Source organism: Litoribaculum gwangyangense, assembly GCF_039543505.1.
In the GTDB taxonomy this organism is placed as follows: domain Bacteria; phylum Bacteroidota; class Bacteroidia; order Flavobacteriales; family Flavobacteriaceae; genus Litoribaculum; species Litoribaculum gwangyangense.
Window position 1 is genome coordinate 1 of the sequence record NZ_BAABJW010000018.1, and the last position, 16,885, is coordinate 16,885.

18 protein-coding genes and 2 tRNA genes are annotated in these 16,885 nt (G+C 33.2%); 10 read left to right on the forward strand and 10 right to left on the reverse strand.

Going from position 1 to position 16,885, the window contains the following annotated elements; genetic code table 11:
* The first annotated feature begins 579 nt into the window (after positions 1–579).
* The 5 genes from thrS (at position 580) to ABD963_RS15215 (ending at position 4,734) form a co-directional block, all read left to right on the forward strand.
* Positions 580–2,517 (forward strand): threonine--tRNA ligase, encoded by a 1,938-nt coding sequence (gene thrS, locus ABD963_RS15195; protein ID WP_345278322.1) that lies wholly within the window; start codon positions 580–582, stop codon positions 2,515–2,517.
* A 28-nt stretch (positions 2,518–2,545) separates the two neighbouring features.
* Positions 2,546–3,094 carry a translation initiation factor IF-3 gene (gene infC, locus ABD963_RS15200; protein ID WP_345278375.1) on the forward strand — a complete coding sequence of 183 codons (549 nt, stop codon included), beginning with the start codon at positions 2,546–2,548 and terminating at the stop codon, positions 3,092–3,094.
* 59 nt (positions 3,095–3,153) lie between these two features.
* Positions 3,154–3,351, forward strand: coding sequence for a 50S ribosomal protein L35 (rpmI, locus tag ABD963_RS15205; RefSeq protein WP_027138918.1), 198 nt, complete (start codon positions 3,154–3,156; stop codon positions 3,349–3,351).
* A 98-nt stretch (positions 3,352–3,449) separates the two neighbouring features.
* Positions 3,450–3,794, forward strand: coding sequence for a 50S ribosomal protein L20 (gene rplT, locus ABD963_RS15210; RefSeq protein ID WP_109308747.1), 345 nt, complete (start codon positions 3,450–3,452; stop codon positions 3,792–3,794).
* A gap of 136 nt (positions 3,795–3,930) precedes the next feature.
* On the forward strand, positions 3,931–4,734 hold the full coding sequence (locus ABD963_RS15215) for an HAD family hydrolase (RefSeq protein WP_345278325.1): 804 nt from the start codon (positions 3,931–3,933) through the stop codon (positions 4,732–4,734).
* On the opposite strand, the gene ABD963_RS15220 is transcribed toward ABD963_RS15215, so the two are convergent.
* The 7 genes from ABD963_RS15220 to tgt all read right to left on the reverse strand — a co-directional run bounded on the left by ABD963_RS15220 (position 4,731) and on the right by tgt (position 12,303).
* Positions 4,731–5,153 (reverse strand): secondary thiamine-phosphate synthase enzyme YjbQ, encoded by a 423-nt coding sequence (locus ABD963_RS15220; protein WP_345278327.1) that lies wholly within the window; start codon positions 5,151–5,153, stop codon positions 4,731–4,733. The two genes, ABD963_RS15215 and ABD963_RS15220, sit on opposite strands and share 4 nt — an antisense overlap.
* 8 nt (positions 5,154–5,161) lie before the next feature.
* Positions 5,162–6,346, reverse strand: a complete 1,185-nt coding sequence (locus tag ABD963_RS15225; protein ID WP_425562818.1) for an asparagine synthetase B — start codon at positions 6,344–6,346, stop codon at positions 5,162–5,164.
* 130 nt (positions 6,347–6,476) lie between these two features.
* Positions 6,477–8,018, reverse strand: coding sequence for a replicative DNA helicase (gene dnaB / locus ABD963_RS15230; protein WP_345278331.1), 1,542 nt, complete (start codon positions 8,016–8,018; stop codon positions 6,477–6,479).
* Between the two features lie 167 nt (positions 8,019–8,185).
* On the reverse strand, positions 8,186–9,139 hold the full coding sequence (locus tag ABD963_RS15235; RefSeq protein WP_345278333.1) for an acetyl-CoA carboxylase carboxyltransferase subunit alpha: 954 nt from the start codon (positions 9,137–9,139) through the stop codon (positions 8,186–8,188).
* A 68-nt stretch (positions 9,140–9,207) separates the two neighbouring features.
* Positions 9,208–10,104 carry a DMT family transporter gene (locus tag ABD963_RS15240; protein ID WP_345278335.1) on the reverse strand — a complete coding sequence of 299 codons (897 nt, stop codon included), beginning with the start codon at positions 10,102–10,104 and terminating at the stop codon, positions 9,208–9,210.
* Positions 10,091–11,167 carry an LptF/LptG family permease gene (locus tag ABD963_RS15245; RefSeq protein ID WP_345278337.1) on the reverse strand — a complete coding sequence of 359 codons (1,077 nt, stop codon included), beginning with the start codon at positions 11,165–11,167 and terminating at the stop codon, positions 10,091–10,093. Before ABD963_RS15245 ends, ABD963_RS15240 begins: the two co-directional genes overlap by 14 nt.
* 5 nt (positions 11,168–11,172) lie before the next feature.
* Positions 11,173–12,303: a tRNA guanosine(34) transglycosylase Tgt gene (gene tgt, locus ABD963_RS15250; RefSeq protein WP_345278339.1), complete on the reverse strand. Its 1,131-nt coding sequence runs from the start codon at positions 12,301–12,303 to the stop codon at positions 11,173–11,175.
* A gap of 126 nt (positions 12,304–12,429) precedes the next feature.
* Here tgt and ABD963_RS15255 point away from each other — a divergent pair, with 126 nt between their 5' ends.
* Positions 12,430–13,062: an outer membrane beta-barrel protein gene (locus ABD963_RS15255; RefSeq protein WP_345278341.1), complete on the forward strand. Its 633-nt coding sequence runs from the start codon at positions 12,430–12,432 to the stop codon at positions 13,060–13,062.
* Positions 13,063–13,096: 34 nt separating this feature from the next.
* On the opposite strand, the gene ABD963_RS15260 is transcribed toward ABD963_RS15255, so the two are convergent.
* On the reverse strand, positions 13,097–14,062 hold the full coding sequence (locus ABD963_RS15260; protein WP_345278343.1) for an FKBP-type peptidyl-prolyl cis-trans isomerase: 966 nt from the start codon (positions 14,060–14,062) through the stop codon (positions 13,097–13,099).
* Positions 14,063–14,144: 82 nt separating this feature from the next.
* Here ABD963_RS15260 and ABD963_RS15265 point away from each other — a divergent pair, with 82 nt between their 5' ends.
* Both ABD963_RS15265 and ABD963_RS15270 read left to right on the forward strand, forming a co-directional pair.
* On the forward strand, positions 14,145–14,528 hold the full coding sequence (locus ABD963_RS15265; protein ID WP_345278346.1) for an RNA-binding S4 domain-containing protein: 384 nt from the start codon (positions 14,145–14,147) through the stop codon (positions 14,526–14,528).
* Positions 14,529–14,629: 101 nt separating this feature from the next.
* On the forward strand, positions 14,630–15,133 hold the full coding sequence (locus ABD963_RS15270) for a phosphoribosyltransferase domain-containing protein (RefSeq protein WP_345278348.1): 504 nt from the start codon (positions 14,630–14,632) through the stop codon (positions 15,131–15,133).
* On the opposite strand, the gene ABD963_RS15275 is transcribed toward ABD963_RS15270, so the two are convergent.
* A complete protein-coding gene (locus tag ABD963_RS15275) occupies positions 15,125–15,646 on the reverse strand; it encodes a shikimate kinase (RefSeq protein WP_345278350.1) in 522 nt (173 codons plus the stop codon). The genes ABD963_RS15270 and ABD963_RS15275 overlap by 9 nt on opposite strands.
* A 142-nt stretch (positions 15,647–15,788) precedes the next feature.
* Between ABD963_RS15275 and ABD963_RS15280 the strand changes: the two genes are divergently transcribed.
* Together ABD963_RS15280 and ABD963_RS15285 are read left to right on the forward strand one after the other, a co-directional pair.
* Positions 15,789–15,861, forward strand: a tRNA-Lys gene (locus ABD963_RS15280).
* A 55-nt stretch (positions 15,862–15,916) separates the two neighbouring features.
* Positions 15,917–16,001, forward strand: a tRNA-Leu gene (locus ABD963_RS15285).
* Positions 16,002–16,013: 12 nt separating this feature from the next.
* Here ABD963_RS15285 and ABD963_RS15290 read toward each other — a convergent pair.
* Positions 16,014–16,859: a class I SAM-dependent methyltransferase gene (locus ABD963_RS15290; RefSeq protein WP_345278352.1), complete on the reverse strand. Its 846-nt coding sequence runs from the start codon at positions 16,857–16,859 to the stop codon at positions 16,014–16,016.
* Between the last annotated feature and the right edge of the window lie 26 nt (positions 16,860–16,885).

Consider the following 16,885-nt stretch of genomic DNA (forward strand, 5'->3'; position numbering starts at 1 on the left):
TTAAGCGGGTGCAAATATAAAACCCTTTTTTTTCTTCCACAATACTTTTTTGATCTTTTTTTGAAAAATATTTTTTAAAAAAATAAAACCTAAATTAATACCGAGAATGAACGTTTTTTACTATCACAAGCGAACCCGTTTTAGCGGCTGCAAACATACAACCCTTTAACCATTATTACCAAACTTTTTTCAAACTTTTTTTTAACCCTTTTTTTTGTAATCACAATTACCTTGTAACCTGATACTTAACAAAAAATATCCCAAATATTTTACCCAAATTTAACTGGAAATATATGTTTGATGTCTAAAAAGAACTAACATAAATTCCTTGAAAAACCTTATTTACTATATTCTTTTATAAAATTCATCACCTAAAATAAATTTCTCAACTTTTTTTGAATGATTTTGGCAATAGTAATGGCATCAATCTTAGAATTACAATGTAAAGATTTAATGCATAGTGCGAATCTTTATTGTTAAAAGGTAAGGCCCTGAATATTTAAAGAAATATTACATATATATATATTGTGAGTATTTGTTTATACTGTTATCTTTGCAGACTGATTATAATTTAATTTAATGATACATATTACTTTACCTGATGGCAGTGTAAAAACTTTTGAAGCGGGTGTGACGCCAATGGATGTTGCTAAAAGCATTAGTGAAGGATTGGCACGAAATGTGATTTCGGCGAAATTTAATGGAACTATTGTTGAAACTGTAACCTCCTTGACCACTGATGGCTCATTGGTTTTATTCACTTGGAATGATGATGAAGGTAAAACGGCATTTTGGCATAGTAGTGCCCATGTTTTGGCACAGGCTATCGAGGAATTGTATCCTGGTTCTAAATTAACCATAGGTCCCGCTATTGAAAATGGTTTTTATTATGATGTAGATTTTGGTGCGCATTCTATTTCTGAGAAAGATTTTAAGGATATAGAAAACAAAATGTTAGAGATCGCTCGCGGAAAGCATGATTTCAAAATGCGATCTGCCACAAAGGTTGCAGCTTTAAAACTTTACAAAGACAACGAATTTAAAACGGAGTTGATTGAAAATCTTGAAGATGGTACCATTACTTTTTGCGACCACTCAACTTTCACAGACTTATGTCGTGGTGGCCATATCCCGAACACTGGCATCATCAAAGCGGTGAAAATATTAAGTGTTGCTGGTGCATATTGGAGAGGAGATGAAAACAAGCCCCAATTAACCAGAGTTTACGGGATTTCATTTCCAAAACAAAAAGACCTTACAGAATATCTAGAGCTTTTAGAAGAAGCCAAAAAACGTGACCATAGAAAACTTGGTAAAGAGTTAGAACTTTTTACGTTTTCGCAAAAAGTTGGCCAAGGGTTACCCCTTTGGTTACCAAAAGGTGCTGCCTTACGTGAACGATTGGAAAACTTTTTAAAAGCGGCACAAAAAAAAGCCGGATATGAAATGGTAGTTACCCCACATATTGGGCAAAAAGAACTTTATGTAACTTCAGGGCATTATGCTAAATATGGTGAAGATAGTTTTCAACCTATAAAAACGCCCAAGGAAGATGAAGAGTTTTTATTAAAACCGATGAACTGTCCGCACCACTGCGAAATTTACAAAAGCAGTCAGTGGAGCTATAAAGATTTACCTAAACGCTTTGCCGAGTTTGGAACGGTTTACAGATATGAACAAAGTGGTGAGCTACATGGTTTAACTAGAGTACGGGGTTTTACTCAAGATGATGCGCATCTTTTTTGTACACCAGAACAATTAGATAAAGAATTTAAAGACGTCATTGACTTAGTACTTTATGTATTTGGTTCTCTTGGTTTTGAAAATTTTACAGCCCAAGTAAGTGTAAGAGATCCTGAAAATCCAGAGAAGTATATAGGTGACGTTTCAAATTGGGAAAAAGCTGAACAAGCCATTATTAACGCAGCGACTGATAAAGGTTTGGATTTTGTAATTGAAACCGGAGAAGCTGCATTTTATGGTCCGAAGTTAGATTTTATGGTAAAAGATGCTTTGGGTAGACGCTGGCAACTTGGAACTATACAAGTAGATTACAACTTACCAGAGCGTTTTGAATTAACCTATAAAGGTAGTGATAACGAACTGCATAGGCCCATCATGATTCATCGTGCTCCTTTTGGAAGCATGGAGCGTTTTGTAGCATTATTATTGGAGCATACGGGAGGTAATTTCCCGCTTTGGTTGATGCCAACTCAAGCGATTATACTATCAATTAGTGAGAAATATGAAAAATACTCTCAAAAAGTTTTAAATTTGCTAGAAAATGACGAAATTCGCGCCCTCGTTGACCATAGAAACCAAACCATAGGGAAGAAGATTAGAGAGGCTGAAATGCAGAAACACCCCTATATGATTATCATTGGTGAACAAGAAGAGCAAGAAGAGAAAATCACTGTAAGACAACACGGTGGTGCAGATTTAGGAATGATTTCTGTAGAAGCATTTAGTAAATTAATAAAAGAAGAGATCAATAAAACGTTAAAAACGTTTAAATAAAATAAGTTTAATTTAAAACCATAATGCCATAGCAATTAGAAGAAGACAGGAACCAAGAAGGGTTTCACAAGAGGATAAACATAAAATTAACTCGAAGATTACTGCTCAAAAAGTACGTCTTGTTGGTGACAACGTAGAGATTGGTATTTACACCAAAGGTGATGCTATGAGAATAGCTAATGAGCAAGAGTTAGATCTTGTTGAAATTTCGCCAAATGCCGATCCTCCTGTTTGTAAAGTTATGGATTATAAAAAGTTTCTTTATGAGCAAAAGAAACGAGATAAAGCTTTAAAGGCTAAGGCTACTAAAGTAACTATTAAAGAAATACGATTTGGTCCTCAAACTGACGACCATGACTACGAATTTAAAAAGAAACATGCTGAGAAGTTCTTGAAGGAAGGCGCCAAATTAAAAGCCTTTGTATTTTTCAAAGGACGTTCCATCATATTTAAAGAGCAGGGTCAAATTTTATTGTTGCGTTTAGCACAAGACCTTGAAGAATATGGGAAAGTAGAGCAAATGCCTCGGTTGGAGGGTAAACGGATGACCATGTTCATTGCTCCTATTAAAAAGTAAGAAACCTGATTTTTCAGGAATAACAATAATTAAGCGATAATTTAAAACTAGGAAAAGAAATGCCTAAAATGAAAACAAAATCTAGTGCCAAAAAACGTTTTAAGTTAACAGGTACTGGTAAGATAAAAAGAAAGCACGCTTTTAAAAGTCATATCTTAACAAAGAAGTCTAAAAAGCGTAAACTTGCTTTAACTCATGATACCTTAGTAGATAAGGCAGATGAGAATAATGTTAAAACCATGTTGCGATTAAAGTAACATCGTTTTAACCGGTTAAAACAATTTATAAACCCTGGAGTTAGGCAAAATAAAAGCGTTAAATCATTAACCGCCTACTACAAAAAAACAATTAAATTATGCCAAGATCAGTAAATTCTGTAGCAAAGAGAGCCCGAAGAAAAAAGGTTCTAAAACAAGCAAAAGGCTACTTTGGAAGACGTAAAAACGTTTGGACAGTAGCTAAAAATGCGGTTGATAAAGCGATGCAATATTCGTATAGAGACCGTAGAAACAAAAAGAGAACATTCCGTGCCTTATGGATTACGCGTATTAACGCTGGAGCCAGAGAACATGGTTTATCTTATTCTCAATTTATGGGGAAATTAAAAGCTAATGATATTGAATTAAACCGTAAGGTTTTAGCAGACTTAGCTATGAATAACCCTGAGGCCTTTAAAGCCGTAATAGAGAAAGTAAAATAAGGCGCTTCGCCTATTGTAAAACATATTATTCGCTTAATAAAATCCAACTTGAAAGAGTTGGATTTTTTTATTCGTTAATGTTTTAACAATATTCCTTAAGTAAATTAATACTAAGTTTGCAATTCAAAATAATTACATGGATTTATCCCAAATAAAATTAGTTGTCACCGATATGGATGGCACATTACTTAATTCCAATCATGAAGTTAGCGACTTGTTTTTACAATTATTTAAAGAATTAAAAAAGCACAAAATTCTTTTTGTAGCAGCTAGCGGAAGACCTTATTATAGCATTATCCATAAATTAGAATCCATTAAAGATGATATCATTATCGTTGCAGAAAATGGTGGCCTTGTTATTGAAAAGGAAAACCTATTATTATCCAAACCTATCAAAAAAGACAGTTTGTTTGAAGTGGAATCCTTAATAGATTCCAACAATCATATACATCCTGTATTTTGTACAAAATCAAAAGCCTATTTTAAAAATAGCTCCAATGGTTTCATCAATTTATTATTAGAATATTATCCGATTTTTACAGTTATTGAAAGTATAAGAGATATTGAAGAAGACATTATAAAAATAGCTCTATACCACAATGAAGATTCTGAAAAATATATTTATCCGCATTTTAAAAAATTTGAATCTAACTACAACATCAAGATCTCGGGTAAACATTGGGTGGACATTTCAGATAATTTAGCGAATAAAGGTTATGCTGTTGAGTTGCTTCAAAAAAATTACAACATTACAAATGATGAAACATTAATATTTGGGGATTACAATAATGATATAGAGATGCTTAAGCGAGCTACTTATAGTTTTGCTATGGAAAACGCCCACGAAAATGTAAAAAACACAGCTAATTTTAGTACCAAAAGCAATGATGAGTTTGGTGTTGAATTTATATTGAAAAAATTGATTCGCGCAAAAACTTAAATACCAAAAGCCGAAATTACTATACTTCGTGAACCACCATAATCTCTATGTTCGCATAAATAAATCCCTTGCCAAATACCTAAATTAAGTTTCCCATTACTTATTGGAATATTTACTGATGCCCCGAGCACTGAGGCTTTAATATGTGCTGGCATATCATCAAATCCTTCGTAAGTATGTTTATAATAAGTTGCATTTTCAGGAACCATTACATTAAAATGATTTTCAAAATCTTTCCTTACGGTGTGATCGGCATTTTCATTAATTGTTAAACTTGCCGATGTATGCTTTATAAAAACTTGTAATTGGCCTGTATTGATTTGTTTTATTTCATGAATCGCATCAAGTATTTCATTGGTAATTAAATGAAATCCACGTTTTTGTGGTTTTAATTGAAGTTCTTTCTGAAAAAATTTCATGTTTATCTTTAAGTTTTCTGCTTTTTCTTTCTAGCGGCAGGAAACAGCACATTGTTTAAAATTAATCTATAACCTGGTGATGTTGGATGCAAATCCAGTTCGGTTTTTGCATCTCCTACCCGATGTTGATAATCTTCAGGATCATGGCCCCCATAAAATGTAAAGAAACCCTTTCCCTTAATTCCATGAATGTATTTGGCTTCACCATTCGATTTAGTTTCACCCAACACCAATACATTTGACTTTATCTCATCTCTGGTAAATGAGGTAGTTTGCCCCATAAAACCTTTAACCAAAGCCGTATGATTTTGGCAAAGCATCGTTGGAATAGGATCCCATTTAGCTGAAAATTCCATAAGGGAAAAATAATCACTGGTTTTTGGGATCATTCGATTTCTAGTCATATCTATGGATGAAAATTCATAAGCCAAAGGGTTTCGCTCTAAAGTAAAATTGGTGAAAGCAAAAGTTTTATTATAATCTATTTTATTTTGATAACCAGGATCGGTACCATCGCCATCAAACATAGGTTCACAAATATCTACTCCTTCCGCAGATAAAGCTATATCGAAACTATCAGTCGCACTGCACATAGCAAACATAAAACCACCACCTACAACATAATCCCGTATCTTCAAGGCAACTGCAAGTTTTTCTTCAGACACCTTATTAAAACCTAATTTTTCAGCTAAGGCTTCCGCTTCCTTTTTCTCTTCAATATACCAGGACGATGCTCTGTATTGAGCATAGAATTTGCCAAATTGCCCTGTAAAATCTTCGTGATGTAAATGCAACCAATCAAAAAGCAATAATCCATCGTTTAAAACTTCTTCGTCATAAACGGTTTCATAAGGTATTTCAGCATATTGCAACACCATAGTTACGGCATCATCCCAAGGAAGTTTACCATTAGGGGTATAAACAGCAATTTTTGGTGCTTTTTCTAAAAAAACAGCCTCCATATTTTGGCTTGGACTGTTAATCTCCTCCAAGATACTTTCTGCTTTTGTATTAGAAATCACTTCAAAGGATACGCCTCTAATTTGGCATTCGCGCTGAATATTTTCGGTATCGGGCAATAAAAAAGAACCCCCTCTGTAATTGAGTAACCATTTCACTTTTAACTCTTTGTTTAGTGTCCAATAGGTTATGCCGTAAGCTTTTAAATGATTCTTTTGACCCTCTACATCCATAGGGATTAGGATGTAAGAAGCAAAAGTCTTAATAGAGAATAACAAAAAAATAATGAGGCTCAATCTTTTCATGGAACGAAAGATACTCAAAATTTGGTTTTTATGGTAGCGTTTAACAGGAGTTTAATTTTTAAAATGGTACATCATTTTCTTCATCATCATCAAAAGAACTACCAAATGCCTGATCAGGGCTAGCTTTAAAATTATCAGTTTTGAAAGTATCATCATTGGCTGCAGCATTCATTTTAGAATGGAATTCAAAAGGCGAATCAAAATCATCTAAATTGTCAAACTTACCTAAATGCCCGATAAACTTTAAACGGATGTTATCCAAACCTCCGTTACGGTGTTTAGCGACTATAAATTCAGCTTGTCCCTCTGTTGGCGAACGTTCTTCGTCATCCCATTCATCAATTTTGTAATACTCAGGTCTGTAAATAAAGCTTACAATATCAGCATCTTGTTCAATGGCACCTGATTCACGCAAATCTGATAGCAACGGACGTTTACTCCCTCCACGTGTTTCCACAGCACGCGATAATTGTGAAAGCGCAATAACTGGAACATTCAATTCTTTGGCCAACGCTTTTAAATTTCTGGAAATCATAGATATTTCCTGCTCACGGTTTCCACCATGACTACTGCCTCCGGTCATCAATTGTAAATAATCAATCATGATTAATTTAATACCATGTTGTGATGATAAACGGCGAGCTTTGGCACGTAAATCAAAAATGGAAAGCGATGGTGTGTCATCAATAAACAAAGGTGCTTTCTCTAAACCTTTAACTTTAACATTGAGTTGTTCCCATTCGTGTTTTTCAAGTTTTCCCGTTCTTAATTTTTCAGAAGACAACCCTGTTTCACTAGAAATTAAACGCGTTATTAATTGAACTGATGCCATTTCCAAAGAGAAAAACGCCACCGGAATGTTTTGATCCACAGCTATGTTTCGTGCCATTGACAATGTTAAAGCGGTTTTACCCATACCAGGACGCGCTGCTACAATAATCAAATCAGATGGTTGCCAACCCGAAGTTAATTTATCTAGCTTATTGAATCCAGTAGGAATACCACTCAAACCTTCTTTATTAGAAATTTCTTCAATTTTCTTTTTGGCCTGAATCACTAAATCTTGGGCAGTTTCACTCGATTTTTTGATATTGCCTTGAGTTACTTCGTATAATTTTGCTTCTGCTTTATCCAATAAGTCAAATACATCTTTAGTTTCATCATAAGAATCCTCTATTATTTCGCTTGAAATTTTAATTAAACTACGTTGAATAAATTTCTGTAAAATGATACGCGCATGGAACTCAATATGTGCGGAAGAGGATACTTTTTGAGTAAGGGAAATCAGATAAAAATCACCACCAGAAAGTTCTAACTTTGAGTTTTTCTTTAATTGGCTTGAAACGGTTAATAAGTCAACTGGTTCGCTGTTTTCAAACAGCTGATAGATCGCTTCAAAAATATGTTGGTGTGCTTCTTTATAAAAAGCTTCAGGACTTAAAATGTCTATGACCTCATCAACACCTTTTTTATCAATCATCATAGCACCCAACACAACCTCCTCTAAATCAAGTGCTTGAGGTGGTATTTTCCCCTTTTCAAGACTGATAATTGTGCTTTTATCTACTTTATATCCTTGTAATTGGTTGGGTTGTTTCATAACTACGAAAGTAACTAAAATGATAGAATTTTAGGGATTTAAACATTTATCATTGTTAACCAGTATTTAACAATTTAACTGTTAATAACTTGGAAATATTGTGAATAAGCATAAAAAAACTCGAAGCCATTGACTTCAAGTTTTTTTAATATATGATTCTTAAAGCTTTAGTCTTTAAAAACACCCATTTCCGCATATTTTTCCATACGCTTAGAAACCAAATCTTTTGGTGATAAGTTTTTTAGAGCTTCATAGGTTTTTGCTATGGTGTTACTCACTAAAGAAAACGTTTTTTCTCGATCTCTATGTGCTCCACCCAATGGTTCCTTAATAATTTCATCTACCAATTTAAGTTTTTTCATATCAGCTGCTGTTAATTTTAAGGCTTCGGCAGCTTGTTCTTTGTACTCCCAACTACGCCATAAAATGGATGAACAAGATTCTGGAGAAATGACAGAGTACCAAGTGTTTTCTAACATAAGCACCACATCACCTACACCAATTCCCAAAGCTCCACCAGAAGCTCCTTCACCAATAATAACTGTGATAATTGGCACTTTTAAACGGGTCATTTCCAATATATTTCTGGCGATGGCTTCCCCTTGTCCTCGCTCTTCGGCTTCTAAACCAGGATATGCCCCTGGAGTGTCTATGAGTGTTACAACGGGAATACCAAATTTTTCAGCAGACTTCATTAAGCGCAGTGCTTTTCTATAACCTTCAGGATTTGCCATCCCAAAATTTCTGTATTGTCGTGTTTTTGTATTATATCCTTTTTGTTGACCAATAAACATGAAACTTTGGTCTCCGATTTTCCCCAAACCACCAATCATGGCTTTATCATCCTTAAAGTTCCTATCGCCATGCAACTCAAGAAATGTATCTCCACAAATAGCTCTTATGTAATCAAGGGTATACGGTCTGTTGGGATGACGGGACAGTTGAACACGTTGCCAAGGTGAGAGATTTTTGTAAATATCTTTTTGGGTTTCTTTTAACTTTTTTTCAATTTTTGCACAAGTTTCCGTTACATCTACCTCACTTTCCTTACCAATAACTTTGCACTTTAGCAACTGATCCTCAAGTTCTTTTATAGGGAGTTCAAATTCTAAATATTCCATAAGAATTTTATTGTTTGGTTAATTTTTAGTTAGCATACAAATATAAAAACTTTAATTTGCATAATATGTTATCGACGACTTCTTTTTCGTTTTCTACTATATTGTAAAAGGGCATTTAACAAAACAACACCTATGATAATAATAGCCCCATAGTAAAATGGTAAACTCATTTTTTCTTTCTCAGGAAATAGAATAATTGCCAATATAATACCGTAAACTGGCTCTAGATTATAAGTTAAAACGACAGTGTAGGGACTAATAACCTTCATAACATACACCGCAGCAATAAAAGCATAAGCGGTGCAGATAGATGCCAATATAAACAGGTAACCAAAATCTGATTGAGTGATGCTAAAAAACCCATTTGAAAAACCTCCATCGAAAAGCAAAATATACATGGAGATAAAAAAAACACCACTTAAAAATTCATAAAATGAAATCACTGTAGCCGTGTGTTTTTTTAAAAAGCTACCATTTAGTACAGCAAATAATGAAGAAAAAAAGGCAGATGAAATCCCTAAAAGAATACCTGTAAGATATTTTATTTCACTTTGCGTAATTATAAAAACACCGATAATTACGACAATACCAAAAACAATTTCATACCAAATAATAGTTCGTTTGTAAATTATTGGTTCAATAAATGAAGCGAAAAAAGCACCTGTAGAAAACATGGCCAAAGCCACTGATATATTGGCTTCATCTATGGCTCCAAAAAAAGTAATCCAATGCAAAGCGATAATGATACCGGCGATAGAAAAGCGTAGTATGGCCTTGGGGTTTACATTCAATTTCACCTTAGCCATTTTAATGTATATGAACATTAAAATGGAAGCAATCACCATTCTGTACCAAACCAAGGATACAGCTTTAATGGTAATTAACTCACCTAAAATAGCAGTAAACCCGGCTATAAAAACCAAAAAATGAAGATGTATATGATTTTTAAGATTAGCGTTTAGCATGGTAGAGCATGTATATAGCCAAAATACCAAAAACGACATTTGGAAACCAAACCGCTATAATGGGATTAAAATCGGATTGTTCTGCCATAACTCCGAAAATTTTATCAAAAAATACAAATACCATCGCAATACAAATTCCTATGGCTAAATTAACACCCATACCACCTCGCCTCTTAATTGAAGAAACTGCCACTGCAATAATGGTTAATATAAATACCGATACAGGCAAACTCCATTTTCTGTATAAAACCAACTTAAATCGACCTACATTGGAGGAACCACGAGCTTCTTCCTTTGCAATAAATTGTTTTAAATCACCATACATTTTAGTTTCGGCTGCATAAATTACCGGTATTAAGTCATCCACATCAAAATCAAAAAGAGTGTCTTTAATTCTAATTTTTTCAATTGCATCCTCATTTTCTCCAATATCTCTTTTAATATAATTTGTTAATCTATATAGAGTATCATCTTCAATGTATCTTATATTACTGGCAGATATTTTATATTTGAGTTTGTTGTTTTCAAAATGCTCAAGGGTAAAGTTACTGCCTAAGCTATTTTTTACGTCAAAACTATAAACGTAAATAATTTCATTATCATTTATCTGTCTGTAAACATTGGTGTTTTCTCCTGTACTTCTTCCCTTTTTAAAATATTTATAGGTAAAATCATTAAACCCCTCACTGGCTTTTGGTGCCAAAAACAATCCTAAAATGATTGAGGATACGGCTACAATAAAAGCCCCAATTAAATAAGGTCTAAGAAAACGGGAAAATGAAACGCCTGAACTTAAAAAAGCTATAACCTCGGTGTTATTAGCTAATTTTGAGGTAAACCATATAACGGATATAAATAAAAATAATGGAAATAGAATATGGGCAAAATAAATAGTAAAGTCAAATAAATACATTAAGACTTCGTTTAAAGGCACTTCGTTCTCCAGTATTTTACCAATTTTTTCAGCCAGATGTACAGTTATTCCTATGGGAATAAACAATAATAACATCATGATAAATGTAAACAAGTAGCGCTTTAATATGTACCAATCTAAAATCTTCATTATCGCTAAAGTCGATTATCCATTTGTTTAACCATCTTGTCTTTCCAAATTTTAAAATCTCCAGCTAAGATATGTTTTCTGGCCTCGCGAACCAACCACAAATAAAACCCTAAGTTATGAATGGTAGCAATTTGTTTACCTAGTAATTCGTTAACGGTAAATAGGTGCCTTAAATAGGCCTTAGTATATTCAGTATCTACAAACGTGATCCCCATGTCGTCGATAGGCGAAAAATCGGATTCCCACTTTTTATTTTTAATATTAATAGTACCGTAAGCTGTAAAAAGCATGCCGTTTCTCGCATTTCTGGTTGGCATGACGCAATCAAACATATCTACACCTAACGCGATATTTTCTAAAATATTGATTGGTGTACCCACACCCATTAAATATCTTGGTTTATCCTCGGGAAGAATGCTACAAACCACATCAGTCATAGCATACATTTCCTCGGCAGGTTCTCCAACCGATAAACCTCCAATAGCATTTCCAACAGCACCAGCATTGGCTATATATTCAGCTGATTGAATACGCAAGTCTTTGAAAGTACTACCCTGAACAATAGGAAAAAATGCTTGGTCATAACCGTATTTTAAAGGCGTCTTTTGTAAATGATTGATACACCTATCTAACCAACGATGCGTCATGTGCATAGAACGTTTCGCATATTTATAGTCACATGGATATGGGGTGCATTCATCAAAAGCCATAATAATATCGGCACCAATGGTACGTTGGATGTCCATAACGTTTTCTGGTGTGAACACGTGGTAACTTCCATCAATATGGGATTTAAACTTTACCCCTTCCTCTTTAATTTTTCTGTTTGCCGACAAAGAATACACCTGATAACCTCCAGAATCGGTTAAAATATTTCTATCCCAATTCATAAATTTGTGAAGGCCACCAGCTTTTTCAAGAACTTGGGTTTGTGGTCGCAAGTATAAATGATAGGTATTACCTAGTATAATATCGGGGTTTATATCCTCTTTTAACTCGCGTTGATGAACACCTTTTACCGTAGCAACAGTACCTACTGGCATAAAAATAGGGGTTTCAATAACACCGTGGTCTGTGGTTATTTTTCCAGCTCTGGCCTTACTTAGGGGGTCTTTTCCTTTTAGTTCAAATTTCATGTACATCCTTAGTTCAAGTGGCAAAGATAGATAACTAAAAATCTAATACCATATTTATAAAAAGGAAATAATTGGGGTTTGGCAACGTTTTTGATATTACAAACAAAATCTTAAAACGAATAAATTATGAAAAGTTTAAAAACATCTCTAGGACATTTGAAAAAGAATAGTGTCCTAAGTAAAAATCTATTTTTTATTTTGTTGGTTACTATTATCCCAGCTACTTCATTTGCTCAAACAGCAACAGGTTTTGGATTAAAAGGTGGATTAAATTACAATGCCAATGGTGACTATTTTGAATCCATAGGCTCTAATGCTAGAAATCCTGACAGAAACATTGGATATCATTTTGGAGTATTTGGGAAAATTGGAAAACAAGTATATTTTAGACCAGAATTGGTTTACAGTAGTACTAAAAGTGACTATAACGATGATAGTTTTAAAATGCAAAAATTAGATGCTCCCATGTTAGTTGGTTTAAAAGTTATAGGACCGGTTAGTATATTTGGTGGACCTTCATTCCAATATATTTTAGACACAGAATTTGAAGGTATCGCTATCAGAGAAGTGGCCAATGATTTTACGGTGGGTCTCAATTTTGGAATTGGGCTTAACCTAAATAAATTAGGAATTGATTTAAGATACGAACGTGGTTTTAATAACAATGAGGCTACTTTCCTAGGAAATAATGGTATTGGAACAAGTAGATTAGATACTAGACCCGATCAATTGATTTTGAGTTTATCTCTTATTCTTTAGTATTAAAAAAACCTCGCTAATAGCGAGGTTTTTTTTAACTATTCTTGTTGGAAATTATATCATTCGGATCCAAATAGTTCGGGATTCCATTACCATTACTATCGTCATTCGTTGGATTTCCATCTTTATTGATATCTTCATAAATGGTTAATATGCCATCGCCATCGTCATCAGAATCAAAATAATCAGGTGTCCCATCCCCATCACTGTCATCGTCTGTATTAACCTTTAAATCTTGAAAATTTACAATAAACTCACCATCTCCATTTAAATCTTCCAAATAAGAAGGAATACCATCACTATCATGGTCATTTTGTGACATTTTGTAAAGTTCAAATTTAAAAATTAAGGGAGAGTATGAAGGAATTCCAGCAGTGGCATTTGAAAAATACCCTAAGCCCGAGGGGATAATCATAACACCCGTTCCCTGATTTGAGTAGCTAATGGTACCATCGCCATTTTCACTAAAACTTTCAGCTACATTAAATTCTGGTATAACTCTTCTCCAAGCTGAAATTACCTCTGTTAAATCGAAAGGAACTGCACTCACAGAGCTATCAAAAACATCATCGGCAAGTGTAAACCCTTCATAATTAACAAGCACATTATCCGCGAAGGTTGGTGATTCCAAACCACCACCTTGATTTATTCTTAAAATGTAATATTCATATTCGGTATCGGCATAGGTAACCGTTTTAGTTTCCAAATTAGAGGCATTGATTAATAACGTGCTTCCTACAGGAGCTTCTGTTTCTCCTTCTAAAAGTTTGTTAATTACAATATCCTTAATACCCACATTTGGCAGAAGACTGTTAACTTCATCTGAATTATAATAATGATTATTTAAATATTTTAATATGGAATCTTTATCTGCAAGTTGTTGCTCTGTACGATCTCTAATCTCAACCACAGGTATATCTAAAGAATCGTCATCTTTTTTACAAGACACAACACCAATTATTAAAATTAAAATGAAAAAAGTAACTTTTCTTAATGTCATTATTGCTTATTTTTGAGGTCGCAAGATACAATTTTAATACCATCTTGCACAACAACATTAACGTAGTTTTTATAATAATTGTATGCGGATTGATAAGTATTTATGGTGTATAAGGTATTACAAAACAAGATCGATTGCTACTACTGCCTGTAAAAAAGGACAAGTAAAGGTAAATGGCGATGTGGTGAAACCCAGTAGGGAAGTTTATGCTCAGGATATCATTGAACTTAGAAAAGACCAAATAAATTATAAACTGACCGTAAATGATATCCCTGAAAGTAGAATTGGCGCCAAATTAGTTGACATTTATAGAACTGATAATACACCCAAAGAGCAGTTTGAAGCCAAAGAACTTTTAAAATATTCGAAAGATTATTACAGAAAGAAAGGTGCAGGAAGACCCACAAAAAAAGACAGACGGGATATTGATGATTTTACTGATGATTCTTCTCCTAATGAATTTTAATTGAAAGAAAATTAATTAAGATGTTAAATCCGATTACGGAAAATAATCAATGAACAGATAAAAATGAGTAATTTTATCATATAATTTTACAAAATAAAGCAATGACCACTGATAATAACCAAATACTTAATCATAATCAAATTAATAATAAAATTAGACGTATTGCTTTTCAAATCTATGAAACTAATGTGAATGAAAAAGAAGTTATTTTAGCAGGAATAGATAAAAATGGATACGTTTTTGCTAAAAAATTGAAGGCTGTTCTTCAAAAAATCTCTGATATCAAGCCTATTCTTTGTAAAGTTACTATTGATAAAAAAAATCCGTGGTTAGAGATTAAAACTTCTATTCCTTCGGAAGACTATCAAAATAAATCACTTATCCTTGTAGATGATGTATTAAATTCTGGAACCACCTTAATTTATGGAGTCAAGCATTTTTTAAATGTACCTCTGAAGCAATTTAAAACGGCTGTTTTAGTTAATAGAAACCATAAAAAGTATCCTGTTAAGGCCGATTTTAAAGGCATTTCGCTTTCAACGTCTTTGCACGAGCATGTTCATGTAGTTTTGGAAGGCAAAACTTTTGAAGCTGTTTTAGAATAATTTTGATAGTATTTCTTTAACTATTTTATTTTTTGATTTATGATCTGTGTTTATTTGAATTTCTGCTTGGTTATAAAACTGAACACGCTCAAACAAATGCTTACCAATAAATTCGGTCAGTGCTTCCTTAGTTTCAATATGGGCAATTAAAGGTCTCTTGCTTTTTTTCTTGAATAGTTTTTTGACCAATTGTGGAATAGAAGCCTTCAAGTATACGCTTTTTGAATTTTCGGCATTTAAAATAAGTTGCATGTTGTTTCCAAAACAGGGTGTACCACCACCAAGCGATAAAATAATATTTTTTTCAGTTTGGAGTACCTGTTCCAAATAAAAGGTTTCTTGTTTTCTAAAATAGATTTCTCCTCTTATTTTGAAAATATCTGCAACCGTTAGGCCTTCTTTTTCTTCGATATAATCATCTAAATCAATAAAATCATAATTCAATTTTTCAGCTAATATGATTCCCAATGTGGACTTTCCAGAAGCCATATACCCAATTAAAACTAGTATCATTTATTTGCTATAAATTGATTATTAAAAACATACTTAAAACAGGTGCAAAAAAACGAAAAATTTCTTTAAAAAAAGTATGGTTTTATTAATTAAACATTTTATATTTGCACCCGCTAACGGAAATAGTTGGCTGTTTAAAAATGACCTGGTAGCTCAGTTGGTAGAGCATCTCCCTTTTAAGGAGAGGGTCCTGGGTTCGAGCCCCAGCCCGGTCACAAAAAAGTTAAGCATTGTTGCTTAACTTTTTTTATTTTTACATACTTCTTTAATGCGCACGTGGCGGAATTGGTAGACGCGCCAGCTTGAGGGGCTGGTATTCGCTTAGAATGTGGAAGTTCGAGTCTTCTCGTGCGCACTTTTTAAAGGTTTAATTTGTTTCTGCCCCAAAAAAGTTAAAGTATATTTCTGGTGAAAATAGTTTTTTTGATTGATGCCAAATTGTAAAACCACAGTCTTCAAACAATTGGGCATAATTATGTGAAAAAGAATTTTCATAACCATATATTTGAGAGTTAGGATTAATTGAAAAATCATGATTAGTCGCGGTAGGTTCAATAGCAATAAATATAATTTTCCCAATAGTACTCAATTCTTTAAATAGTTCCTCCAATCTATCCTGAGTAAAATACTCCAGTACACCTCTAGAGGTCAATATAATAGAATTACTTTGACCATTTTCCTTAATCCATTCAACACCATCATTTGATATAAATTCAAGATTTTTATTATTTTTAAATTTTTCTTTGTTATGGTAGATTTGAGATTCACTCAAATCAATTCCAATAAATTTATTTATTGCTGGAAATCTGTTACTTAAATACTTTAATACGGAACCATCTCCAGTTCCGATTTCTACCAATGTAGTATATTTTTCATTTACGGATTCTATTTTTTTTTCTAATATATCCAAGATAAAGGAGCATTCGGGTATGAAAAAACCCTCAAGTGTTTTGTTATTGTATTGACTTGAAAAATATTCGTTTCCTCTATTGGTCCAATAATTTTTATGAATTTTAGACAATGTTTCAAAGTCTTTTCTATTTTTATATTTTTTTAAGAGTACCTCTCTCATCAAACGATCTTTTAAAGGTAAACGCATATTAAATGAAATACTTTTTTCGAATAAATTATTAGCATATTTTGGTTGTAAAAAAATAAAAAAAACGCCCAAACTATATTTTAATCGGGTTTTTACTTTTTGTACAATTTTCATATTTTGGATTTTAAAACATTCTTAAT